Source organism: Armatimonas rosea, assembly GCF_014202505.1.
Taxonomy (GTDB): Bacteria; Armatimonadota; Armatimonadia; order Armatimonadales; family Armatimonadaceae; genus Armatimonas; species Armatimonas rosea.
On sequence record NZ_JACHGW010000002.1, the window covers coordinates 446,391 to 470,184 of the forward strand.

A 23,794-nucleotide genomic window follows, 5' to 3' on the forward strand; every position below is an offset into this window, starting at 1 on the left:
TGTCAAAAATAACCCCCTCTTAACCTCAAGGCCGAGCGAATTTTGCGTAGAATAGGGGCATGAAGAAACCACTCGCCTCGCTGCTCGCTCTTGGCCTCGCTGGAGGAGGGCTCTGGCTCGCCCGGGCCCGCCAGGCCAATCCCACGACTGCCTCTCCCCTGCCGCTCTCCAATGGCAAGCGCATCACCCCGCTGGGGGAGCAGGTCAATGTCGGCTCGTTCCCCACGACCTTGCTGCCCTCCCCTGATGGAAAGTATGTCGTGGTCAGTAGCCTGGGAGCACGCTCGCAGCTCACGGTACTGGACGCCAAGACCGGCAAAGTGGTCAGCACGCTCACCCCCGAGGCGATCGGTAAGAAGAAGCCGGGGCTGTACTACGGGCTGGCCTTTGCTGGAAATACCCTCTACGCCGCGCGCGGCTCCGACGATGTGGTGAGTACCTACACGCTCTCCGACGACGGCCAGCTGAGCAAGGGGGCACTCGCCTTTGAGGCCCCCAATGCGGCAGGGGTCGCGGTGAGCACGGACCACAACCAGCTCTATGTCACCCGCAGCTACGGCGACCCGAAAGACAAGCTAAAAGGCGAGCTGCTGATCTTCGATACCAAGACGGGGGCGCTGAAAAAGAAAGTGACTCTGGCGGGCTACCCCCTCGATATCGCGGTTCTTCGTGAGAAAGTCTATGTCACCAGCGAGCAGGCGGGCGGCGTGGATGTCCTGAATGCCGAGACGGGGGCGCTGCTCCACCGGATCGAGACCGGCGCTCAGACCACCAAGCTGCTACGGGTGGGAGGGAACAAGCCGTATTTACTCGTGGCGAATGCGGGCTCGGACACGGTGAGCGTGATCGATATTATTAATGACACCGTCACCAAGACCATCCTCCTGCGCCCCGCCGAGGCACGCGGGATTCCCGGTGTCACCCCGATGGGCATGACCGTCGCCCCCCCTGCCCCCACCCGTGGGGGAGCCTCGCTTCTGTATGTCGCCTGCGCCGATCTCAATGCCGTGGCGGTGGTCGATCTGACCAGTGGAAACCTGCGGGGCTACCTGCCCGCCGGCTGGTACCCGACTGCTGTCGCACTGACCGAGGGGGGATTATTGGTTGCCAATGCCAAGGGAGTCAATGCACGCAATCCCAATGGCAAGCCCGCCGAGATCGCCAAGGGGGTGCAGCCGCAGTACATCCAGAACATTATCGAGGGGACGGTCAGCCGGATCGCGAGCCCTATGGCGACCAAGCAGACCACGGGCCAGGTGCTGACCAACAACGCGCTGAGCCAGGCGCGTGCGACTCTCAAGAACCCGGGGATCGAGCACGTGATCTATATTGTCAAGGAGAACCGCACCTACGACCAGGTGCTGGGCGACCTGGGCAAGGGCAACGGCGATCCCAGCCTGACCCTCTTTGGCCGCGAGGTCACTCCCAACCTCCACGCCCTCGCGGAGCGCTTTGTGCTGCTGGATAATTTCTACTGTGCCGCCGAGGTCTCGGGCGATGGCTGGAACTACTCGGTGAGCGGGATGGCGAGCGAGTACGTGGCGCGCAATGTGCCCTACGGCTACACCGGAAAGACCCGCCCCTACGACTACGAAGGCACCAACAATGGGGGAGTTCCGGATCGGCTGGGGGTCAGAGATGTCGCGACCGCACCGGGGGGCTACCTCTGGGATAAGGCGATCGAGAAGAAGGTCTCGCTCCGCAACTTTGGAATGTTCACCGACTCGCTCACCGCGCCCCGCACGACCGCGGAGGAAGGGACCACCGACGAGCGCACGGTGCCGGTGAAGAATGCTCTGCTGGGCGTCACCAGCGATGAGTTCCGGGTCTACGACACGAGCTATGCGGACTCCGAGGCATGGGTGAAGCACGGGCTCGCTCCCGCGCCCAAGCAAAAGCCGGTCTACGGCAAGAAGGGCGATAAGTCGCGCATCTCGGCGTGGCGGCGCGAGTACAGCGAGCTGCTGGCCACCAATAAGATGCCCAAGCTGATGCTCGTGCGCCTCGGCCGCGACCACACGGCGGGCACGGCGGCGGGGCAGTCCAGCCCCCGCGCGATGGTCGCCGACAACGACTACGCGGTGGGCCAGCTGGTGGAGACCGTCAGCCATAGCCCGCTCTGGAAGAAGACCGCGATCTTTATCCTTGAAGACGATGCCCAGAACGGCTACGACCATGTCGATGCACACCGCTCGATTGGCTTTGTGATCAGCCCGTTTGTTCCCAAGGCCAGCCACGATAGCCGCTTCTTCAACACGGACTCGGTGCTGCGGACCATGGAGCTGCTGCTGGGGCTGAACCCGATGACCCTCTACGATGCCACGGCACCCGCGCTGACGGTCTTTGGCGCAAGGCCCGACAACGATGCGCCCTACACCGCGATCCTGCCGCGCAAGGAGATTATCGGGGAGGTGAACGGGCGCACGGCCTACCGTGCTAAGGACAGCGAGCGCCTGCTCAACCCGCTCGCGGAGGAGTCCGAGGCCGATGAGGAGCTCAATGAGATCCTCTGGCGCTCGATCAAGGGGGTTAAGAGCACGCCGCCCGCCCGGCGCTACGGCCCCCTCGCCGCCGTCCACGAGAGAGACTAGAGGCGGGCTAGCTCTGCGAGGAGCTGGTCTGCCCAGGTGGAGAGACGCGTGCGGGTCGTGGTCCAGCTATCGTCGGTGTCGAGGGCGAGCCCTAAAAAGTGGCCGTCCTCGACACCGCGCGATGCCGTGAAGGTGTAGCCGTCGGTGGGCCAGTGGCCGATCAGGCGAGCCCCGCGTGCGCGCAGCTCCGCCCCAAGAATCCCCTGGGCGTCTTGGAACGTGTCCGGGTAGCAGAGCGCATCGCCCGAGCCAAAGAGCGCCACGGGCTTGCCCTCCAGCCGTAGCTTCCCGACCCGGCGCAACAGACACTCCCAGTCCCGCTGGAGCTCGCCTTCGTCCCAGGTAGGGCACCCCACGACCAGCGCATCGAACTCCAGGAGCCGCGCCGGGTCGATCCCGCTCACCGAGATCGCCCGCACCTGGGCATCGCTGCGCCCACAAAGAACCCGTGTGAGCTCCTCCGCAGCCTCTTCCGTATTGCCGGTCGTGCTACCGTAAAACACCCCAATGGAACGTACTTGCATGCGCACAGAGTAGCCGCGAGAGGGCAGAGGCGGCGTCCTCTAAATGGCAGATTTTGTGAGTTATCCACAGGTTATCCACAGGCTGTGGATAACTTTTTGGCAAAGAGCACCGCTGCCACCATTAGAAAGGCGACCGACCCAAAGAGCACGGGGCGTGGCCCGAGCGTGTCCCCGAGGGCGCCGGCGAGCAGGGTGCCCACGAGGCTCGCGCCCAGCCCTCCTACCTTGGTCACCGCGTTGATGCGGCTCAGGAGCTGCTCGGGGGCGAGCTGCTGGCGCAGGGTGGTCTGGTGGATATCGAAGATTGTCCAGCCAGGGTCGGTGAGGAGCTGGTTGCCCGCCAGAAAGACATAGCTCAGGGCGCTCCGAGCGGGGGCAAGGGGGACCAGGAGCATTCCTAGGGGGATGGTCGCAAAGCCCAGCACGGTGGCACGGGGCACCCCAAGGCGCTTGGCCAGCGGCTCGGCGAGGGTTGCGCCCAGCAGCGAGGTGACCCCGCCGATAGCAAAGACCATCCCCAGGTACTTGGGCTCCAGCGCCAGGGTGCGGGTCATGAAGAGCAGGATCAGCGGCCCCATGAGGGAGAACCCCAGCGAGAGCGCCACTTGGGCCAGGGCCAGGGCACGCAATGTCGGCTCGCCCTGCACGAAGCGCAGCCCCTCCGTCGCCTCGTGGAAGAGACCCAGCCCCTCGCTCTGGTCGGTGGGCGCAAGGACTCTATCGGGCTGGCGGATCAGGGCCAGGGAGACAGCGCTCACCAGAAAGGTCGCGGCATCGATCAGGAGCGCTTGGGGGCCGCCTAGGGTCTGCACCAGCCAGCCCGATGCCGAGAACGCGCAGATCTCCGCCACCGATGCGCTGGCGGAGAGGCGGCTATTGGCGCGGCCCAGCCCCTCGCTCTCGACCAGTTCGGGGAGGTAGGACTGGTAGGCGATCTCAAAGACCGTCGAGAGGGCACCCATGAGCGGCGCGACCGCAAAGAGATAGCCGAGGGAGAGCCTGCCCGTCAGCGCGAGCGCGGGAATGCTCGCCACCAGGAGAAAGCGCAGGATATCCGAGAGGATCATCACCGGGCGCTTGGTGCGCTTGTCTAGCCAGGCCCCCGCAAAGAGCCCGAGCAAAAAGCCGGGGAGCAGGTCGGCCAGCACCAGAAAGGCCATGTCGAGCGCCCGCGCGTGGAGAAAGAGCAGGGCGCACCAGGGCAGTGCGGTCCGGGTGATCAGTGAGCCAAAGACCGAGACCGCCTGCCCCACCCAGAGTTTTTGAAAGTCACTCACACCGGCAGTATCGCCTGGGTAGGGCGGCGCTGTAAAGTGGCGGGGATTGGAAATCCCCGCCTCGGGTTTAGGAGCGTCCCGAGGACGCGCAGAGAGCCGTGCTCTCCGCGCCCACGGGGCGCTTCCTACGGGAGACGGGGATTTCCAATCCCTGGAGGTTGTAACGAATGGTCGTGCTGGCTTGTACTAGGGGTGTCATGCAGCAGGAGGCGTCCGATGAAGCGCTGATGGAGAGGGCGCAGAGCGGGGATCGTGAGGCGTTTGCCACGCTCTACGTGCGGCATCGTCCGGCGCTGGCGGCGTTTCTGACGCGCTTCACGGGGAGTGCGACTCTGGCGGAGGACCTAGCCCAAGAGAGCTTTGTGCGCCTCTGGGAGGCGCGGGCGCGCTTTGAGACGCGGCGCAAGTTTCGAGTCTGGCTCTATGTTGCGGCGAAGAACCTGGCCCTCAATGCCCTCAAGGCACGGCAGACCCAGGCGCTCCCGGACAACTATGAGTCGGGGGAGCCGCCGCGCACGAGCCTGCTGGGTGAGGCGGTGGCCGAGGCGCTGCAAGCCCTGCCCGAGCCCCAGCGGCTGGTCTTGGTGCTGACGGTCTACGAGCAGTTTTCGCACAAAGAGGCGGCGGAGGCACTGGGCTGCACCGAGGTCAGCGCCCGCGTCCTGGCGTTCCGTGCGCGGCAGGCACTGAAGAAGCGGCTCGCGCCGCTGCTGGAGGGAGAGTATGAGACCGAGAGTATCTGAGGATGCCCTAGAGGCACTTCTGCACGAAGGCGATCCGGCACCAGCCCTAAATCCCGTCTCGGAAACGGAGAGAGTGGCGCTGCTTGCCCGCCTTTCGGAGGGGGATTGTGTGGGCGCTGCGCCTCGTCGCCGTCGGAGCGGGGCACCGGCAGTCGGGTTTATGCTCGTGTCGGCGCTGTCCCTTGCGATTTTTTGGCCGAGAGAGTCTCCTCATGTCGTGTCATCGCCTGTTTCGCCGAGCCCATCGCCTGCTTCTAGTACATCATCGTCTGGTTTTAAGTCAGCATCGTCTGATCACAAAGCTCCGATGTCTGATTTTATCGCTTCCTCATCTGCTCACAAGTTATCATCGTCTGATTTTGTTGCTTCATCGTCTGTTTCTCATACGTCATCCTCCGTTCGGAATCCATCATCACCCTCTCCCCAGCGTCAGAGAGAGGCACATGAGGCCCACTTGGTGATTGTCGCCGACGATACCTGCACGGTGGAGACACCTGTGCCGGTGACCGAGCACGTGACGATTATGGGGGATGAGACTAGTGTCGTTGCCGTTACAGAATCCATTGCCCCTACATCTAATGAAAAAACGAGAGAGGTTTCCCTATGATCTATCCTCCTGCTGCTATCGCGGCTTATGTACTGACCCTGCCCCTGCAAAAGGCAGAGCAGCTGATCAGTACGGATTTCAATAACACACCGCTCCGCTCCGCCCTAGAGACTCTGTTTAAGAGTGCAGGTATCAAGAACTATGTGATCGATAACAAGGTGACGGGCACGGTGACACTCAAGTCGAGGGAGCAGCCCTTCGATAAGCTCATGGTGCTGCTGCAGCGGGCGGCGACCCAGCCTTTTCTCTACCAAACAAGCAACGGTGTGGTGATTGTCAAGCCCTCTGTACAGACAAGCGCTGGTGGGGGAGGAGGGGGCGGTCAAGGGAGACTACCCACTATTCCTGAGGGGCCACTCTATCCCATCACCGTGCGCTATCGAACTCTGGAGGAGCTGGAGGCGGTTCTCGGGGGGATCGTTCGGCTCGCCGACTCCGATCCCCTCTCGGAGAAGCCTGCTCCGGTTGCGAAGGCTCCGGCGGGAATAAATCCGATGGCAAATCTGGGCGGCGGCTTCGGCCCCGGCTTTGGTGGCGGGGGGGGCTTTGGTGGTGGTGGGCTCTCCGCGCGCCAGAGACGGCAGCTTAGCGGTGGGGGCTCGGGCGCGCTTCGGCCACCCGGGGTCGATGCCATCTATGCACTGGCCAATGGAACCCTCTTGGTGCAGGGAGACAAGGCGGAGATCGAGGAGCTTGCACGACGCCTGAAGACCATTGATGTTCCTACCCCAACCCTGGAGTGCCGGATTGAGGTGGTGGCTGTGGGGACAGGCAAGGGACGACGCACCACGCTGCTCTCGGCGGTGGAGTCGGGCAAGTGTGGTAGGGAGATCACGGCGCTGAGCAAGTTCTCCGGGACACCCGCGCAGACATCACGGATCGAGGTGGCCCTTGTGGCGACACCGCTTGGCGATAACTACTTCGAGGTGGAGTCGCGCTGGGAGGCATCGGTTCCGCTCCTCGGGCCCCAGAAAGGCCAGCTCATTCGGCTGGAGAAGAGCTTCAGCAATACACGTCGGGTCCGGGCAGGCGAGATCGTGATGTTTGGTGGGGTGGTACTTAAGGAAGAACAAGGCGCGGTCAAAGGCGGGCAAGAGGTGCTCTTTTTTCTGACGCTCAAGCCGCTCTAACTGCTACAATAGGCTCATGTGGCGATGGCAACAGAAACTGATCCGGGTGGCGGTCTACACCGACACCGGCACGAGCAAGGACCTCTCGGCGGTGCTCAAGGCGCTGGCGGCGTTCCCCGAGCTGGCGGTAGAGACTCTCAAGGTCAAGGATATTCAGGCTGGGCGGCTCTCTGAGTTTGCGCTGGTGGTCTTCCCCGGCGGCTCGGGCGGCGGGGAGGGCAAGGCACTCGGGGACGAGGGGCGGGAAAAAGTGCGGCAGTTTGTCCGTGAGGGCAAGGGCTATATCGGGATCTGCGCGGGGGCGTATCTTGCCAGCAGCGACTATCCCTGGTCGCTGAACCTGCTCAATGCCAAGGTCCTGGACAAGCAGCACTGGGCACGGGGCAATGGGACGGTCGAGATTCGCCTCTCCGACGACGGCAAGACGGTGCTCAAGCGTCCCGAGAGCGCGTCAGTGCGTATCGCCTACCGCCAGGGGCCGCTGCTGGCACCGGCGGGGAAGCCCGGTCTGCCGCCTTATAAAGAGCTGGCGACCTATGTCGGGGAGGTGGCGCTCAAGGGCGCACCCAAGGGAGTCATGCCCGGCACGACGGCGATCGCGGCGGGGGAGTTTGGCAAGGGGCGCGTGCTCTGCTTCAGCCCGCACCCGGAGAAGACCCCCGGGCTAGAGGACTTCTTGCGCCACGCCATCGCCTGGATCCAGCAGGCTCCGTAGGTGCACGATCTGCGGTGTCTGCGGGAGCTGGGCGAGCTGCTGCCGTAGCTCCGGGCTCTGGCTGTCCAAGGCACGAGCGAGGCGGGCGAGGGCGCGGAAGTGCCGGTGCCAGCCGTCGAAGGCTAGCCGCCGCAAGAGAACGCCACAGACACGGTCTTGCTGGCTCGGGGAGAGCGCTCCGGCGCGGAGGAGCTGCCGCAGCAGGTGCGCGACATGGGGGCGGAACTTGAGCTGGGTCTCCAGCTCCTCCACCAAGGGCTCAGGATCGACCGGCTTGCCGTCTTTGTGGCGCTGGAGCGCGAGGGAGAGCTCGGTGGAGGGCATGCCGATATGGCGGAAGAGGTCCCAGTAGCTGCGGTGCACCGCCTCAAAGTGCGTGTAGGCAGCGTCGGAGTCGAGGCGGTGGAGGGTGGCGTTGCGCCACTCGTGGTAGAGCGCTTTTCCCCGGTCGTGCTGTGCCAGCCACGCCTCCCGCCGGCCGAGGGCCTGCTCGCGATCTAGGGCGTGGCGGTCTCGGTCGGCGGCAAGGCGCTCTTTCTTCTGGCTACGACTCTCCGGAAGGCGTTTCTTTAGCTTCACCCACCGGTAGTTTACCCCGAAGCTCGGCCACAAAGGTAGTGTAGTCGTCGGGGGAGGCAAACGCGCGCCGAGGGATAAGGAGGCTCTCTATCCCCAGCTTGCCAAGGCGCACCACCAGCACCCGCTCCAGCTCGATCAGCTCGGTGAGGGAGTCCCAGTAGTGGAGAATCTCGCGCTTGGCAGAGGGCTCGGCGACCCGTAGGCCGCCCAGCTCCAGGGTGACGGTCTTGAGCTGGCGCAGCTCCTCGGGCACCTGCTCTCCCGCCTTCTCCGACATCTCCAGGCGCCGACGCCATGTCGCACGCTGCCAGGGCTCTAGAAGCGGCCCGGCGGCGAGCGAGATCGCGATGGCGATCAGCACCCACGCGATCGCGTCTTGGCCGCGCTGCAAGAAGCCGTAGCCGATAATCACCAGGGTGATGATCGCCCGGAGCGGGTACTCCCGCTTGCGCTTGCTGCGCTGGTGCTCGATCCAGTCGTAGATATCCTGGAGGTTCTGCTCAAAGGTGACGGTCATGCCTCAGCCTCCTCCCCGATTCCTTGGGTGGCCTGTGCGGCGGTCTGGCGGGCCTTGAGCTCGGCGAGAAACGCGACCTTGGTATCGGGGCTCTCGAACGCGCGGGCGGGGATCACCACGACCTCCAGCATCCCAAAGGGCAGGAACAGATGGGTCTCGGCCTCGATCACCTCGCTAAAGCTGGCCCAGTAGATCAGGCGCTCGCCACGGGTGCTGACCACGCGCAGGCCGCTGTCCTCAATGGTCACGGTCCGCGAGCCCAGCCACTGCTGGAAGCCATCGGAGTTGACCCACTTCTTGCCCTTGTTCTCCCGCAGGCGGGGTAGCGACTGGAGCAGCGCGAGCCCAATCGCCAGCGCGACCAGCAGCCCCAGGCTCCCCGATGCGCGGGAGACCAGCATCCAGATCACCACGGCGAAGGCCACCGCAATCGTGTCGTTCTCCTTGCGCTCCTGATGACGTCGCTCCGGCCGCTGCCACAGGTACTTCATCAGGGCGACGCCATCATCTTTTGTTAGTTCATACGAAATGCTCATGGTTGGATTCCTTGTACCCCCAAGGATAACGCCCGAGCGGATTTGGTTACGCGCGAAACATCACTTCGCTATCGCCGAGTGCACCCCCATCTCTGGGGTGCCGCTCCCATCACGGAGCGCATCTAGTAGCTGGTGATCTTTCTTGTAGGTCCATGCCTTTGTCTGTGGGTTTGCGCCCTGCGCCAACAAGAACGCAACCGCCTCGGTCTTTCCATCCATCGCGGCACGCCAGAGCGCACCGCTGCCATTCGACGTGTCGTTCACTCTTGCCCCGCGCTGGATCAAGAGGCGCATCATGGGGAGATTGTTCTTTGCCGCCGCCGCCGCTAGGGGACTCTCATGCCAGCCGTCGCCCTGGTTGGGGTCGGCGTGGTAGTCCAGCAAGGCCTTGACAACAGCTTCGTTGCCTTCGTCCACGGCACAGTTCAGTACCGAATAATCGGCCTCTGCTTGAATCGAATCGGGATCATCGGGGAACTTGTTGGGATCGGTGCCCTGCGCCAGAAGCTGCCGTACCTGCTTGGCATCGTGCTTGTCCACCGCCGCCATCAGCGCATCGTAGGCAGGGTAGCGTGGGCGAGTAACCGGGTTGCCAAAGAGCGCGGAGAGCCCGATAAAGCAAATCCCCGCCAGCCCCAACACAACAGAAACAACGATAAGGAACACTTTGGCGACAGGGTTCATGTTCGTATTCTACGGCCAGAAGGCGTAGGTGGGGACTTCGCGGGCGATTCCGGTGAGGTTCCAGAAGCCGCCCATGAGGCACTCCCCGAGGATCACGCCCAAGAAAAACGGGACACACTTGCGGTAGAGCCCGAGGCCGCCGTAGCGCAGGATCAGAATCTTCAGCACCCACGCGATAAGCATGGGGACCCACAGGACGCTCATTCCCCAGCTCGATGCGATGGCGTAGCCGACCGGGTGGAAGGGGAAGCCGATCCAGCGCCCACGGATCATGTTGAGAACCAGTGTAAAGCCCAGCCCGCCAAGCACCGCGGCGCCCTCGCGGTAGTGGGGCGGCTCGGGGATTCCGGTCCAGTTGTTGTAGCGGTTCCACGCCTCGCGACCAAAGATCTCCATGACATTGGGCGGGGCGATTGCCCCCGCCGCGCCGTAGGCATACGAGAGGTGCAGGAGCGCCCAGAACGCGCAGAGCGGCCCGAGAATGGCGGCGGCGCAGAGAGCAAAGAACATCCCGCGTGTCCCCAGCTTGCCCTGCTCCGCCATCTTGAGCGACTCGATCCCGATGGGCATGGTGTGGCCACGGTAGGCGCGGTTGAAACCCCACCAGAAACTCAGCCCAATGTGCTCGTCGCGGGAGAACGCCGTGGGGCCGAAGATCTTGGGGAGCATCGTGTCCGCACCCGCGTGGTGCAGGTCATGAACGGGCGGCCCCAGCTCGGCGCGCATGCGGGTGATGGCGATCGCGATCCCGAGATAGATCACCAGCCCCGCCCCGATCACCAGAAAGCTCAGCCCCGAGAGGCGGAAGAAGGTCACCAGGAGGGTCAGGCAGATCAGGACGCCCCAGACTGCGGTGCGCTGGGGGATCGGGTCGTTGGGGTCGGGAGTCTCTTTCTCCTCGTTGAAGAAGACCCGCGCTAGCCAGGAAAAGTGCCGCCGCGCCGCCCAGAGCGCCCCAAACCCAATCCCCAGGTACGCCCCGAGCGCCTGGGCATCGGTGTAGGGGAAGTTGGGCTCCTGGTCCCAGGCCATCCACGCGGAGACAATCAGCTGGACTTTGTAGAACAGAAAGAAAAACCACGACGAGAAGATCAGGTCCACGGGGAGCAGCACGCCCAGCGCGATCCCAAAGGGGTAGAAGCCCACCGGGAGCCAGCCCATCGCGCTCCAGGGACGGTTGGGGAAGTTCGCCGGCCCCTGATCGACATACTTGAGCTGGATCAGCGGCACCTGGGGGTTGAGCACCGCCACCCCGTTCCAGAGCTGGAGCACCACCGAGATCGCCACGCCCGCCCAGAGGACTTTGTTCTTCAGCAGCGGTGCCCCCGGCGCGGTGAGCTCCAGCGGGAGCTGGATCAGCGGAAAGGCCAGCTTCTCGCTCTCGGTCCAGCGGCGGCGCAGCAGGACATTGAGAAACATAAACAAGATCATCAGGGTGGTCAAGAACCCGCACCAGCAGAGGGTGGGCACGAGCCAGGCCTGAAGATGGCTCGCTTCGTAGAGGCTGGAGTGGCCCTCGAAGTACGGCTTGAGCGCGTCTTTGTCCGTGACCACCAGGTGCTTGGGGAGCCGCGGAATGAGGTTTTGGTCCCAGTTGTTGGTGGCGTTGGCGCGGTAGAGCGGGTAGGCCAGGATGGGCAGGAGCACCTCGATGCTATCGTGGCCTGCGATCCCGGTGCAGATATTGAGCATCCCGTAGAGGGTGAGCATCTCCAGCCGCGAGAAGGTCGCCTTGGGGAAGAAGCGCCCGACCAGGCCATTGATCGCCAGCAGTACGCAGAGCCAGAAGATCGTGTTGTAGAACAGCGAGATCGTGGTGGGGTGCCCGGCGTAGCGCATCACCTCCGACTGGATAATCCAGAAGGCATTGATGGGGATAAGCAACGTCGCTGCAAAAAAGAACCGTCCTCGAAGACGCATAGCTCTATAATTCACCAGCCCCGAGGGATTTCCTGCCAGTGATACAATAGAGGCAACTCCATGCAGCTCTCCATCGTGATTCCTGCCTACAACGAAGCCCAGCGCCTGCCGCGTACTCTGGAGGCGACTCTGGGCTATCTTCGCACGCGCGGCCTTAGCTCCCAAGCGGAGGTGCTGGTGGTCGATGACGGCTCGCGTGACGAGACCACGGCCGTGGCGGCGGGATTTCCCGGCGTGACGGTCCTGAGCTACGGTGGCAACCGGGGCAAGGGCTACGCCGTGCGCTACGGCGTGCTCCGCGCTGCGGGAGAGCGGGTGCTCTTCATGGACGCCGACCTCGCGACCCCTATCGAGGAGCTTGTCAAGCTGGAAGCGGCGCTCGATTCGGGCGCGGCCTATGCGATCGGCTCCCGGCCCCTGCGCGAGTCCGAGCTCACCGTCCGCCAGCCGCTGCTGCGGGAGCTCTGTGGGCGGGCATTCAATAAAATCGTCCAGGTGGCGGCCACCCCCGGAATTGAAGATACCCAGTGCGGTTTCAAGCTTCTGACCCGCGATGCCGCTCAGGCGATCTTCTCCCGCTGCCAGCTCGATGGCTTTAGCTTCGATGTCGAGGCGCTCTTTCTGGCGCGGCGGCTGGGGCTTAAGATCGCGGAGATTCCTGTGCGCTGGGCACACCAAGAGGGAGCGGCGGCATTCCCCACCCGCGCGGCCTACCTCAAGGCGGGCCTGCGGATGCTGCGGGATGTCGTGAAGATTCGGACACTCCATGCCCGTGTGGAGCCCGTGAGCGCGGCGGCGGCGCCGCTCTCGCGATGAGCAGGAAAGGGCTAGGACTGGCGGCAGGGGCCGCGGCAGGGCTGGCGGTCTACGCCCTCAAGATCGAGCCGATGCTGGTCGAGGTCACCCACCCCGAGCTCTTCTTGCCGCGCCTGCCCGCCGCCTGGGATGGGGTCTCGATTCTCTTTCTCTCGGACCCGCATGTCTGGGAGTTCGGGGAGCGCGAGCGGCGCGTGGTGGAGCTCTGCGCAGGGCTGGAGCCACCCGACCTGATCCTCTGGGGCGGCGACTTCCTCGGCAGCTACCGGGGCGTGGTCCACGCGGTTCGTCTTGTCAAGGAACTCGCGGAGCTCTTTCCCGGCACGCCGACCTTCTCGGTCTGGGGCAATGCGGAGCACAAGATTCGCCCCGAGCGTCGCGCCTGGCTCGAAGCACTCCTCGCCGATGTGGGGGTCTGCACGCTCACCAACGAGAGCCTGCCGCTGACCCTGCGCGGGGAGACCATCACACTGGCGGGTTGCGACGATCCCTACTATGGGTTTGCGGACCTGGAGGCCACCTTTGCCGCGCTCACCCTGGAGCGCTTCACGCTCTTTCTTGCCCACTCGCCCCAAGTCGCGGCGCTGGCGGCACGGGCGGGTGTCGATCTGATGCTCTCGGGCCACACGCACGGCGGGCAGGTGCGCTTCCCGTTTGTCGGGCCGTGGAAGACCCAGAACCCCCTCAGCCGCCTGCTGGACTGCGGCGCGTTCGACCACGCCCGGCTCACCAAGATCCTCGGCTACGATCCGGGGGGCAACCTGACCACCTACATCTCCCGCGGCATTGGCCTCGCCTTCCTACCCTACATGCCCTGGCTTGCCCCCCGCTTCGCCTGCCGCCCCGAGGTGGCACGATTGACGCTACGGGTGGGATAGGCACTACGCCGGGCAACTCCCCCCGCATACATACACTCCCCCCGCATACCCCACGAGTGGGGCCCCTGCGACCCCCTCTCCCTCTGGCTCCGCGTTCCGCGGGAGGAGAGGGGGTGCCGAGGGACGAGGCGGGAGTGGCACCACCCCCTCGGACTCCCCCTCCCTTCGTCCCCGCGAAGCGGGAAACAGAGCGAAGGGAGGGGGCCGGGGGGAGGGATGCCCGAGGGATGCCGGAGGGATGCCACCCACAAATGCTGTAAAATGCCTCCATGATCGTGGCAACTGCGCCCGGACGCTGTGGCGTCTTGGGCAACCCGACCGACATGTACGGCGGCTCCGTTATCTCCTGCTCCCTCTCCGAGCGTGCAACCTGCACCCTCACCGACTCCGATTCCCTGATCCTTGAAGCCGACAACGGCGAGAGCCAAGTGATTCATGCACTGGCGGACTTGGAGCCCTCTGCGGAGTTTCCGCGCCTGGATTTAGCCAAGGCCGTGCTCAAGGGGATGGGGATTGTCCCGGGGACGGTTGGGTTTCACCTGACCACGAGCACCGAGATTCCCATGCAGGCGGGGCTGGCCGGCTCGACCGCGCTCATGGCCGCGGTCTACGGTGCGGTCTCCAAGAAGATCGGGCGGGTGGAGCACAAGCACGCCATCGCCGCCGCGATCCGCAAGATTGAGTACGAGATTCTGGGGGTGATCTGCGGCTTCCAGGACCAGCACATGGCGGTCTTCGGGGGCCTCAACTACATGGACTTCCGCGACAAAGGTAGCCATATCGCCATGGACGCCCAGCCCTACGCGACCGTCGAGCCGCTGATCGAGCTGGTGCCCCAGCCCCTGCCCTTTGTCTTAGCGCACACGGGGGTTAAGCACCACTCCGGCGCGGCCCACAAGCCCGTCCGCCAGCGCTGGCTCGACAACGACCCCGAGGTGCGCGAGCTCTACGACAACGTCGTCCCGCGTTTAGCACGCAACGGGAAGAAGGCGATACTGGAAGGCGACTGGGAGACAATCGCCGCCCTCATGAACCAGAACCAAGAGGTACAGTTTCGCCTGGGAGCGAGCGGTGCCGCCGTGGACAAGCTGGTAGAGGTCGCGCTGGCAAACGGGGCAATCGGAGCCAAGCTGGCTGGCGCGGGGCAGGGGGGAACTGTCCTCTGCCTCACTTTTGAGCCTGAGCGGACCATCGCCGCGCTCAAGGAGGCCGGCGCGGGACGGATCATCCGCCCCGTGCCCTCGCAAGGACTGACCGTGACCCAAGAATAAAAAATTTCCCCCGTTCAAAGGGGGCTAGGGAGTAGGCCCGATGGCAAAAAAGTGGACGAATGAAGAGTTTGAGGCCTATGTGCATCGCTTGGAGACCCAGGCGCAGCGCGATCCGGCAGCCTATCGAAAAAAGATTGTCGGCTGGATCGCTCTGGGCTATGGCTTTATTGCCCTCCTGCTACTGGGGACACTCGCCCTGCTGGCACTGGTGGTAAGTGCCATGATCTCGGGGCGCTTCTCAGGGGGGCTCATCAAGGTCGCGATTATCCTGCTGGCCTTTGCCGGGACACTGCTACGCTCGCTCTGGATCACGGTGACCGAGCCCGAGGGCGTGCCTCTCACACGCGACGATGCCCCGCAGCTCTTTGAGATGGTCGAGCGCCTGCGCCAGAAAACGGGGGCACCGGCGTTCTCCAAGCTCCTGCTCACCACGGAGTACAACGCCGCCGCGGCACAGCTCCCCCGCCTGGGAATCCTGGGCTGGCCGAAGAACTACCTGATTGTGGGCCTTCCGCTCATGCAGGCACTCTCCCCGCAGGAGTTTGAGTCCGTGATCGCCCACGAGCTAGGCCACCTGCGTAGCGGCCACGCCCACTTTGGGAGCAAGGTCTACCGCATCTTTGAGACCTGGGAGCGGCTGGCGGAGTCTGGGAAGGGCATGCTGGCGAGCTTTGCCCACTGGTACCTTCCCCACCTGAATGCCTACACGTTCCCACTGCGCCGCCAGGACGAGTACGAGGCCGATAAGATCGCGGCGGAGGCGGTGGGCGCGCGGGTGGCCGCCGATGCGCTCTGTGCCGGACGGGTGCGCTCCAGTCTCCTCACCAAAAATCTCTGGGAGCCCCTGCAAAAGCGGCTTTCGCAGGAGAGTGAGGCACCGCGGCATATCTTCCTGGAGCAAGGCCGCATCCTGCGTCAGGAGAGCTCCGATCCGACGACCGATGCCCGCACGCTACGTATCGCGCTGCTGGAAGACACCAGTTTTGTCAACTCTCACCCCGCCCTCAAGGACCGCTTGGCGGCACTGGGCGAGGAGGCACGTGTCCCCGAGAAGCCGACGCGCTCGGCGGCGGAGGCGTTCTTTGGCAACAACCTCGCTCGCCTCACGGAGATCCTGGACGGCATCTGGTACCGGTCGGCCTCTGTGGGCTGGCGCAAGGGGCACGAAGAGGCGCTGGCAGCGCGCAATAAGTTCGATGTGCTCGCCACACGCCGCGGCAATGGGGCTGTCTTCACCGACGAAGAGGCCTATGAGTACGCATCGGGGGTGGAGGAGTATGAGAGTGAGGACGCTGCCTTGCCGCTCTACCAGGCACTCTTTGACTCGGAGAAAGTGGGCAATCAGGCGCGCTTCGATGTGGGCCGGATTCTGATCGAGCGCGACGAGCCCGAGGGCGCGGCACTCCTTGAGGAGCTCAGCCAGCGCTGGCCCCTGGCCACAGGGGCGGCGATGCGCCTCCTGCGGAACTACCACAAGCGGGTCGGTGACGAAGACGCGGCGCGGCAGGCCTACACCCGCGCGCTCCGTCACGCTGACCAGGTGCAAGACTGGAACCAAGAGCGGAGCCGGCTTACCTCGAAAGACACCCTGATCGCCCATGGGCTGAGCGCCGAAAAGGTGGTCGAGCTTCGGGAGACGCTGGCGCAGTTCGAGGACCTGGGCAAGGCGTATTTAGTGCAGAAACAGGTGGTGAACTTCGCCGAGGACACGGAGTTTCTGATCCTAGTAGTGCAGCTGAAAAAGAAGTCGATGCGGATGAACGAGGAGGGGGACTGGAGAAAGCTCCTCACGGCTGTGGATGAGGCCGTCCCCATGATGGTTGTTCCGATCTATAGTAGCTACTCGTGGATTCGCAAGGCCGTCGAGGCGATCCCGAGCGCCCTTATCTACGCGGCATAGCGCCGGTCCAGGTCACGACGGAGCGGGGGGGCACCTGGAGCGCTTGCTGGGCACTCCCCAGCTCCAGAGTCTGGGTGTCACGGGTCGTGTAGGGGGTCAAGAGCACGGGCTCGCTTGGCTCTAGCGTGTGCGCGTGGTCGCTGGTGTTGACCGTCACCAGCGCCAGGCTCTCACCCGCAGGATCGCACCAGACGGAGGCATAGAGTCCGGTGGCCTCGCTCTCCGGGGGGAGTGCGGCGTCGATGCGCCGCCAGCCGGGGCGGAGAAAGCGCGCAAAGTTCCCCAGCACCCAAAGGGTCTTGCTGGTCTCGTAGGTCTGGTCGGGGCCGAGGTAGATCAGGCCGTCTTTGTAGTCGTAGGGGGAGAGCGCGAGCCACCAGAACCAGGCAGTCGCATCGGCGTGGACAAAGTCCTGGTGCACCATACGTGCCACCCGGAGCGCGGTCTCCATCCCCAGGTCGCGGCCGGGCTCCATGATACAGACCTCCGACTGCCAGAAACGGCCCCCGGGGACGTGCTTGGCAACTGTCTCCCGCACGGCCTCGCGCAGGCGCCGGCTCTCGTCTTGCGGGTCGTAGGTCCAGTAGCCGTGCCCACAGAGCTTCCCCTCACAGACCGCCGCGAGCGCCTCGGCTTGTCCGTCGATCAGGAAGCGCAGGTCGGCGGCCTCGGGCAGGTCGAGCTCGATAGAGAGCCCCCGGCGGTCCAGCACGGCACGGAGCGCGTGGGCAACCGCGAGAATGTCCAAGTTGCTGAAGCGGCAGCCCTCTTGCGTGCCATCTTCCCACGCCCACTGCGGCTCGTTGACCGGGCTGAGAGCGGTGAAGGGGAGCCCGATGCTCTCAAAGTGCGCCACGACCTCGGCGAGAAACTCCGCAAACGCCTCTTCAGCGCCGGGCAATAGGTTGGTGGTCAGGCCCTGCTGGCTCTTGTCGTGGGTGGCGCGTCCGTTCTGGGTGAGCCAGCACGGCGGGCTATTGGCAAACGCGACCCGGCAGCTCGCCCCGCGCTCGGCGGCGGCGCGCAGGAACCACTGCTGGCCGGCGTGGCAGCTCGGGTCGAAGGGGGAATCGGCGGTTCGCTGGAAGCACTTCGGGTGGCGCCACGGGTCCGCAGGGCTCTCTTCCACCCAGGCACCCCCCGCCCCGATATTGAAGCGCACCCCGGAGAGCCCCGCCCCGCGCTCGGGGCAGAAGAGCAGGTCCGCGAGTGCGGTCTTGGTCGCCAAGGGCCAGCTCTCGCCGACGGGGTCGCCGCTCCAGGCGAGCGAGGCCCCGATTCCCTCTAGGGTCTGGAAGGTCTGGCTTGGGTCGAGAGTGAGCGTCATGGGGTCTCTTTCACGGGGTTGTAGCGATTCAGTGCGGCACCGGTGACTGTCTGGGTGACCCCCGAGGGCCAGAGGATGCTGATTTTCTCAACTGTGGTGGCCGCGCCCAGCCCGACGTGGACGCGCTTATCCGATGCCGAGAGGTAGGAGCCGTCGGTGTGGCAGTGGCGCACGTAGGTCTTGCCGCCCGCTGTGACCGTCACCCGGGCTCCGTAGCCGTTGCGGTTGCTCTTGCTCCCCTCCAGCACGAACCCGATCCAGCTCTTCTGGGGGCTCTCGTTATGCAGGAGCAGGGGCGTTCCCTCGATATCGCCGATCAGCACGTCCACGCGCCCGTCGTTGTCGTAGTCCCCGACCGCGAGGCCGCGCCCGACAAGGGGCTTGGTCAGTGCCGCGCTCACGGCCTTGGAGAGATCGGTGAAGCGCGTGCCGCTGTCGTTGTGGAGAAAGACGGTCGGCTGGCGGTAGCTCTGCGACGGGTCGATCTGGGCGATATTGTCCTGGACATGGCCGTTGGCAAAGAGCAGGTCCAGAAAACCGTCGTTGTCGGCATCGAAGAACTTCACCCCAAACGAGACATAGGGCAGGAGCGCCAGGCTCGTCCCGGCAGCCTGTGCCTGGTCGGTGAAGAGCCCCTTGCCCTCGTTGTGGTAGAGCGACTTGGGCTCGTTGTTGAACGTGGCGACCACCAGGTCCAGCTTGCCGTCGTTGTCGTAGTCGCCCCAGTCTGCGCCCATCCCGCCGTGGACATTGCCATCGCGGTCGGTGTGGACCCCGGCATCGGGGGCGTGGTTGACCAGCTTTTCGCCCTCGCGCTGGAGCAAGTCCCCCTCGATCTCATCGTTGGCGAGCGCGAGCTGCTGCTGGCCCGTGCCCTCGGGATCGGCGGCGGCGGCACCGAGGCCACGGCCTGTCGTGGGGGTGGGCTCGGCCCGAAAGTGCCCCTTGCCGTCGTTGCGAAACAGCACTGCGGGAAGCGGTGGGTACTGGCGCGGCGGGCACGACGTCTGTATCGGCTTGCCGTCGCTACTCTTGGCATCGCAGAGCAGGGGCTGGCCCTGATCGGCACCAAAGCGGGCGTAGTTGGCGACAAGGAGATCGAGCTTCCCGGAGCCCTTGACACTCTCCACCCAGACACAGGCCGTGCCAAAGGGCTGCGCGGCCAGCCCACTGCCCGCCGTGACATCTTTAAAGCCCTTTCCCGTCTCATTGTGGAGCAGGACGCCCCCGCGGTAGGCCGAGAGGTAGAGATCGTCGTAGCCGTCGCCGTCGTAGTCCCCCACCGCGCAGCCGATAAAGCGTGCGCTCAAGTGGGGGAGGAGTGCCACGCGGGTGAACTTGCCCGTCCCCTCGCCCAGAAAGAGCTGCGGCGTCTCCGCGATCAGCAGAACATCCAGGTTGCCGTCGGCGTTGGCATCGAGAAACGCACAGCCGCTCCCGATTGTCTGGAGCGCGTTGAGCGGGCGCGTGCCGGGAAGCTCCGCCTTAAAGTCGAGCGCACCCACCACCTCCTGAAAGCGCACGGGCGCCTCAGGAGGCTTGGGGCTCTCGGACGATGGCGCACTGGGATGGCACCCGCTGAGTGCGAGTGTCAAGAACGCCAGAGGGAGCGACGTGCGGCAAGCCCGCACGCTAGCGACCGCCATTGGGGGCTTGCTGGCCGTTTTGTTGCATCTGCTGGACATAGTGCGCGCCCTCGCTGGGGACGTTCTGGCCGTTGACCTTCATGGCCGGCGGCGGGGTCGGGGCACCTGCATCCTCGGGCTTGTTGGAGCAGCCGGTGAGGGTGGCAAGTAGCGCAAGAGCGGCAAAGAGAGAGAGAGTTTTCATGGTCTAGGGTTTCCTTTGGGTGAGAAGATCGAGCTGTTTCCGGGCGTTGGCCTCGGTGGTGGAATCGCCTGCTTGCTGCGCGGCCTCGATAAGCTTGGCAAAGACGGCGCGCGACTCGGGGTCAAGCTGGGCGGACTTGGTGAGATAGACAAGAGCATCCTTGGGCTGTTTCCGAGCCAGCGCAAAGAGCCCACGACCGTAGAGGAGGGTGGGCGTGGCTCCCCCGCTTACCTCGGCGCGGTCGAGCAGGGCGCTGATCTGGAGGGTACGGTCCTCGGTCAGGGGCTCGCGCAGCAGGATCAGCGCCGCAAACAAGCTTCCTTTGCTATCGTCGGGGAGGAGCGCCAGCAAGCGCCGGGCATCCGTGAGGGCGGGCTCGGGCTGGCCAAGGCGGTAGTAGAGCTCCATGCGGGTGCGCAGGCTCTCCACGTGCGCCTGGTCGGCGTCCAGCGCCTTCCCGAGCTCCGCGAGGGCCTCGGTATCGCTGGGGGCGCTCTGGGCGGCGAGGAGGTGCTTCCAGGCGGGAGTCGGGTGCGCCTGCCGGTTGGCCACTGCCTCGGCGAGACGCTTTTTATAGAGCTCGCGCTGGCGGGGGGCACCATTGGTCGCCGACTGGAACGCGACCGCAGCCTCATGGATCCAGTCACGGGCGAGGTAGGCATCTCCCAGGGCCTCGTAGGCGGCGACATTGTTGGGCGCACTGCTGATGGCCTGTCGCGCGAGGGGGATCGCTGCGGCGGGAAAGCCTCCCGCGGTCAGCGATCGGGCGGCGGCGGTCAGCACCGACGGCTCATCGGGGCGCTGGCGGAGGGCGCGTGCCCACTCCTGAACCGTGCCCTCGACACTGCCGGTCTGCCCGATCAGCCCCGCGAGCTCCCGGCGGAGCGCACTGTCTTGTGGGGTGACCTTGAGCTGACTCTCCAGCTTTCGCCGGGTGCTCTGGTAGCTCTGGCGGCGCTCGTACTCGGCGCGCCAGTGCGTCTCGGTCGCGGTGTCTTGCGCGTGACTGGCGATCAGGCGCAGCTCCTGGGCCGGCAGGGGGTTGAGCGGGGCGAGGGCGGCGGCGCGCTCCAGCTCCGGTCGTGCCGCGGCTTCGTCGCCGCTTTGAAGCAGGCCCCGGCCCAGGACATAGTGGTTCTGTGCCTCCTCCGGGGCCAGCGCGACCGCTTTTTGGGCCCGCTCGACGGCTTTCTTGGCCTCACCGCGCCCCAGGCAGAAGTTGGCCCAGGCACGGTAGCTCTCGGCGTGGGCGGGAAGGAGCTGGGTGGCCTTTTGAAACTCCGTCTCGGCGCGGGCGGGGTTGCGGCTGGCCTCCAGGAGCGCGAGCTGGAGGTGGTCGAGGGCGGCGTAGGGACGGGCCTGCAGGGCGCGCTCTAGGTAGGTGCGGCCTTGGTCGATAAACTGCTGCTGAAGGCAGACATTGGCGAGCAGGGAGAGCGCTTGCCCGTAGTCCGGGCGAAGTGCGACCGCTTGCTCCAGCGCTTTCTGGGCGAGAGGCCAAGCTTTCTGGGTGAGGTGGTAGCTTCCCAGGAGATAGTGGGCCTCGGCGAGGCGGGGGTTGGTACCTGCGAACTGCTTGAGCTGGCCAAAGGCGGCCGAGACCTGCCCCGAGCCTAGGAGCGCCTGCGCCCAGGCCTCCCGGATGCGCGGCGAGCCGGGGTCGAAGCCCGCGGCCTGCTCCAGAAACGGGGCGGCCTCGGTGAAGCGACCTTGTTCGTTGAGGCGCCGGCCCAGGTAGTACAGGAAGACTGGGTCGGAGGCGCTTGTTTTTTGTTGCGGGGCGAGCTGGGCGAGCGAGAGGGCACGCCAGCGCTGGTCACGAAACCTGCCTGTCAGAGAGGGGGCTACCGCCGCCGCGAGGGCGGCGACGGCAACCCAGAGGACTACCCACGTTCGTCGTGTTGTCTTCAACTAGTTGGTGTAGTTGTGCCAGATGTCATCGGCGGAGCCGACCTTTGCGCGGAGGGAGTTGGCATTGACTGCCTTGGCATGCCCATCCGCGAAGACACAGTTGATCTTGTTCATGTGGCGACCGTAGGGGCGGCGTCCACGGCCGTAGTCGCCGTTGCCGGTGTTGTTTCCGGGAACGTCGAAGTCCCATGCCGCGGCGCGGTCCGAGATCGGCTTCCAGGCCTCGGGGGTGAGGTTGTTGAAGGGGCCACAGTTGGCAGAGGCATCGCTGGCAGACTGCGAGGCGCAGGCACCGCCACCCTGGGCCGTGACATTGCCCGCCTGAATCACGGCGGAGTCGGCGAAGGCGACCAGGCTCGCGGGCTGGTTGAGCGACGAGAGAGAGACGGGCATGAACAGGTTGAGGTTCGAGCCATCGCTCTGCCGGATGCTGGTCCAGGCATTGCCGGTGAGCGCGGACTTGTTCATCGAGTAGGACTGGCCGATCAGGTTCGCCGGGCTAAAGGGGTTGCCATCGGGGTTCTTGTTGGGCTTCCCTGCCGAGGGACAGACAAAGATCGAGCCCGTGGTCAGGCCACTATTGACCACATCCGAGCCGACCGCACCGAGCTTCTGCAGGTAGGGTCCCAGGGAGATTGTGTACATCGTCCCGCCCCACTCGCTATCACTGCCGCCGTCTTTCCAGACATAGCCTAGCGGGTAGGTCTCGTCGTAGTCCTGGATATACTGCATGGTCGCCATGCCGATCTGGCGCAGGTTCGACAGGCAGGAGATCGCGCGGGCCTTCTCACGGGCTTGGGCAAAGACCGGGAAGAGGATGGCTGCCAAGATAGCAATAATAGCAATCACGACAAGAAGCTCAATGAGGGTAAAGACGTGCTTTGTGCTCCGTTGATTTTTCATGGATTCACCTCTGAATAGCGGGGACCGGGTGTCGTGTTGTGCTGAGAAGCAGCCCCGGTCGGTACTGCTCCTAGCGTCGTTCCCGCGAGGAAGCTCGTGGGGAGGTACTGGACTTGAGGGAGAGGGCTCTCGCCTTGGACCAGCGCCACAGCCTGCGCGATCGCGGCCTCGGCGAGCGCCTCGATATCTACCTTGACCGATGCCACGGTGTGCCCGCTCTGCGTCTCCCACGGGAGGCCGTCGTAGCCCACCAGGCTGAGCTGCTCGGGGATGCGGATGCCGTGCTCGGTGCACTGGTCCAGCAGGAGATAGGCCAGGCGGTCACGGGGGCAGAAGAGGGCGGTGGGCGCTGTCTTGGCCTCTAGGTGCGCGGCGAGCTCCGCAAAGTCGGTGATACAGGTCTCCGGCAGAGCGACTCCCTGGCGGGCCAGCTCCTGGCGCAGGAACCCGACACGCTGCGGAAAGTCCGGGCTCTTGCTATCGTCGAAGAGCACCCCAATCTCCCGGTGCCCTGCCTTGAGGAGCTGCTGCGCCACCTGCTGCATCCCACCTTCGACATCCTCGACGACTTGTGGCAGGCTTCCCTCGACCTGGCCTCCGATCAGCACGGTCTTGAGGCGCGAGTTCTTGAGTAGTGCCAGCAGGGGATCGTCGGGCTGGGGCGCGAAGAACAAGACCGCATCGGCGATCCCGCCATTGAGGTGCTGGTAGATCTCCTGTGGGGAGCGTGAGAAGTCGCAGTGGATCAGCAGATCGTAGCCCAGGCGTCCCGCGGCCCGCTCCAGCGCGGTTCCCAGGGTGTTCATGTAGAGGTCCTGCGGGGTACGCGTGCGGTAGCCGTTGAAGAAGCTCAGGATATGGGTTCCCCGGCCCTGCATCGAGCGTACCAGGCGGTTGGGGGAGTAGTCTAGCTCTTGAGCCGTCTGCCGCACCCGCTCGATCACATCGGTGGAGATGCGGTACTGGCCCGATTTCTCGCTCAGCGCCTGCGAGGCTGTGGCGACCGAGACCCCGGCCTGACGTGCGACATCTTCCAGGCGGATTCGGCGAGAGGCGGGCGTTGCTACTCTGCTCATCGTTGTTGCTAAAGTATTTTAGCAACGTTTTCTACTTTATGCAAGTTTTAACAATACCC

Annotated in this window: 21 protein-coding genes; 8 read left to right on the plus strand and 13 right to left on the minus strand. The window is 64.8% G+C overall.

Features of this window, described 5'->3' with window-relative positions:
- The first annotated feature begins 59 nt into the window (after positions 1 to 59).
- A complete protein-coding gene (locus tag HNQ39_RS09995; RefSeq protein WP_184194785.1) occupies positions 60 to 2,591 on the plus strand; it encodes a bifunctional YncE family protein/alkaline phosphatase family protein in 2,532 nt (843 codons plus the stop codon).
- On the opposite strand, the gene HNQ39_RS10000 is transcribed toward HNQ39_RS09995, so the two are convergent.
- Together HNQ39_RS10000 and HNQ39_RS10005 are read right to left on the minus strand one after the other, a co-directional pair.
- Positions 2,588 to 3,115 carry a flavodoxin gene (locus tag HNQ39_RS10000; RefSeq protein WP_184194787.1) on the minus strand — a complete coding sequence of 176 codons (528 nt, stop codon included), beginning with the start codon at positions 3,113 to 3,115 and terminating at the stop codon, positions 2,588 to 2,590. The two genes, HNQ39_RS09995 and HNQ39_RS10000, sit on opposite strands and share 4 nt — an antisense overlap.
- Positions 3,116 to 3,186: 71 nt before the next feature.
- A complete protein-coding gene (locus HNQ39_RS10005) occupies positions 3,187 to 4,392 on the minus strand; it encodes an MFS transporter (RefSeq protein WP_184194790.1) in 1,206 nt (401 codons plus the stop codon).
- Positions 4,393 to 4,589: 197 nt separating this feature from the next.
- On the opposite strand from HNQ39_RS10005, the gene HNQ39_RS10010 reads away from it, so the two are divergent.
- The 3 genes from HNQ39_RS10010 (at position 4,590) to HNQ39_RS10020 (ending at position 7,587) form a co-directional block, all read left to right on the plus strand.
- Positions 4,590 to 5,135 (plus strand): RNA polymerase sigma factor, encoded by a 546-nt coding sequence (locus HNQ39_RS10010; RefSeq protein WP_184194793.1) that lies wholly within the window; start codon positions 4,590 to 4,592, stop codon positions 5,133 to 5,135.
- A gap of 603 nt (positions 5,136 to 5,738) precedes the next feature.
- Positions 5,739 to 6,872 (plus strand): hypothetical protein, encoded by a 1,134-nt coding sequence (locus HNQ39_RS10015; RefSeq protein WP_184194796.1) that lies wholly within the window; start codon positions 5,739 to 5,741, stop codon positions 6,870 to 6,872.
- A gap of 16 nt (positions 6,873 to 6,888) precedes the next feature.
- Entirely contained in the window at positions 6,889 to 7,587 is a 699-nt protein-coding gene (locus tag HNQ39_RS10020; protein ID WP_184194799.1) for a BPL-N domain-containing protein, read from the plus strand.
- Here the strand turns inward: HNQ39_RS10020 and HNQ39_RS10025 are convergent.
- The 5 genes from HNQ39_RS10025 to HNQ39_RS10045 are packed head-to-tail and all read right to left on the minus strand — an operon-like array spanning position 7,537 to position 11,823.
- On the minus strand, positions 7,537 to 8,166 hold the full coding sequence (locus HNQ39_RS10025; RefSeq protein ID WP_184194802.1) for a hypothetical protein: 630 nt from the start codon (positions 8,164 to 8,166) through the stop codon (positions 7,537 to 7,539). The two genes, HNQ39_RS10020 and HNQ39_RS10025, sit on opposite strands and share 51 nt — an antisense overlap.
- Positions 8,132 to 8,683 (minus strand): YcxB family protein, encoded by a 552-nt coding sequence (locus HNQ39_RS10030; protein WP_184194805.1) that lies wholly within the window; start codon positions 8,681 to 8,683, stop codon positions 8,132 to 8,134. Before HNQ39_RS10030 ends, HNQ39_RS10025 begins: the two co-directional genes overlap by 35 nt.
- The gene (locus HNQ39_RS10035) at positions 8,680 to 9,219 is read right to left on the minus strand and encodes a YcxB family protein (RefSeq protein ID WP_184194808.1); all 540 of its coding nucleotides are present in this window, start codon (positions 9,217 to 9,219) and stop codon (positions 8,680 to 8,682) included. Before HNQ39_RS10035 ends, HNQ39_RS10030 begins: the two co-directional genes overlap by 4 nt.
- Positions 9,220 to 9,279: 60 nt before the next feature.
- Entirely contained in the window at positions 9,280 to 9,903 is a 624-nt protein-coding gene (locus tag HNQ39_RS10040; protein ID WP_184194810.1) for an ankyrin repeat domain-containing protein, read from the minus strand.
- 9 nt (positions 9,904 to 9,912) lie between these two features.
- Entirely contained in the window at positions 9,913 to 11,823 is a 1,911-nt protein-coding gene (locus HNQ39_RS10045) for a DUF6785 family protein (protein WP_184194813.1), read from the minus strand.
- Positions 11,824 to 11,883: 60 nt separating this feature from the next.
- Between HNQ39_RS10045 and HNQ39_RS10050 the strand changes: the two genes are divergently transcribed.
- The 4 genes from HNQ39_RS10050 (at position 11,884) to HNQ39_RS10065 (ending at position 16,688) form a co-directional block, all read left to right on the plus strand.
- Positions 11,884 to 12,639: a dolichyl-phosphate beta-glucosyltransferase gene (locus HNQ39_RS10050; RefSeq protein WP_184194817.1), complete on the plus strand. Its 756-nt coding sequence runs from the start codon at positions 11,884 to 11,886 to the stop codon at positions 12,637 to 12,639.
- Complete coding sequence (locus HNQ39_RS10055) at positions 12,636 to 13,517, plus strand: metallophosphoesterase (RefSeq protein WP_184194820.1); 882 nt, start codon at positions 12,636 to 12,638, stop codon at positions 13,515 to 13,517. The genes HNQ39_RS10050 and HNQ39_RS10055 overlap by 4 nt, the downstream gene beginning before the upstream one ends.
- A 269-nt stretch (positions 13,518 to 13,786) precedes the next feature.
- Positions 13,787 to 14,788, plus strand: a complete 1,002-nt coding sequence (locus tag HNQ39_RS10060) for a GHMP family kinase ATP-binding protein (RefSeq protein WP_184194823.1) — start codon at positions 13,787 to 13,789, stop codon at positions 14,786 to 14,788.
- Positions 14,789 to 14,828: 40 nt separating this feature from the next.
- Positions 14,829 to 16,688: a M48 family metallopeptidase gene (locus HNQ39_RS10065; protein WP_184194826.1), complete on the plus strand. Its 1,860-nt coding sequence runs from the start codon at positions 14,829 to 14,831 to the stop codon at positions 16,686 to 16,688.
- Here the strand turns inward: HNQ39_RS10065 and HNQ39_RS10070 are convergent.
- The 6 genes from HNQ39_RS10070 to HNQ39_RS10095 are packed head-to-tail and all read right to left on the minus strand — an operon-like array spanning position 16,672 to position 23,735.
- Positions 16,672 to 18,015 (minus strand): glycoside hydrolase, encoded by a 1,344-nt coding sequence (locus HNQ39_RS10070; RefSeq protein WP_184194829.1) that lies wholly within the window; start codon positions 18,013 to 18,015, stop codon positions 16,672 to 16,674. The two genes, HNQ39_RS10065 and HNQ39_RS10070, sit on opposite strands and share 17 nt — an antisense overlap.
- On the minus strand, positions 18,012 to 19,661 hold the full coding sequence (locus tag HNQ39_RS10075) for a CRTAC1 family protein (protein WP_184194832.1): 1,650 nt from the start codon (positions 19,659 to 19,661) through the stop codon (positions 18,012 to 18,014). Before HNQ39_RS10075 ends, HNQ39_RS10070 begins: the two co-directional genes overlap by 4 nt.
- Positions 19,648 to 19,845, minus strand: a complete 198-nt coding sequence (locus HNQ39_RS10080) for a hypothetical protein (RefSeq protein ID WP_184194835.1) — start codon at positions 19,843 to 19,845, stop codon at positions 19,648 to 19,650. Before HNQ39_RS10080 ends, HNQ39_RS10075 begins: the two co-directional genes overlap by 14 nt.
- Positions 19,846 to 19,848: 3 nt before the next feature.
- Positions 19,849 to 21,756 carry a tetratricopeptide repeat protein gene (locus tag HNQ39_RS10085; protein ID WP_184194838.1) on the minus strand — a complete coding sequence of 636 codons (1,908 nt, stop codon included), beginning with the start codon at positions 21,754 to 21,756 and terminating at the stop codon, positions 19,849 to 19,851.
- Positions 21,757 to 22,659: a DUF1559 family PulG-like putative transporter gene (locus HNQ39_RS10090; RefSeq protein WP_184194841.1), complete on the minus strand. Its 903-nt coding sequence runs from the start codon at positions 22,657 to 22,659 to the stop codon at positions 21,757 to 21,759. It lies immediately after the preceding gene.
- Positions 22,656 to 23,735 carry a LacI family DNA-binding transcriptional regulator gene (locus HNQ39_RS10095; protein ID WP_184194844.1) on the minus strand — a complete coding sequence of 360 codons (1,080 nt, stop codon included), beginning with the start codon at positions 23,733 to 23,735 and terminating at the stop codon, positions 22,656 to 22,658. The genes HNQ39_RS10090 and HNQ39_RS10095 overlap by 4 nt, the downstream gene beginning before the upstream one ends.
- Positions 23,736 to 23,794: the final 59 nt, after the last annotated feature.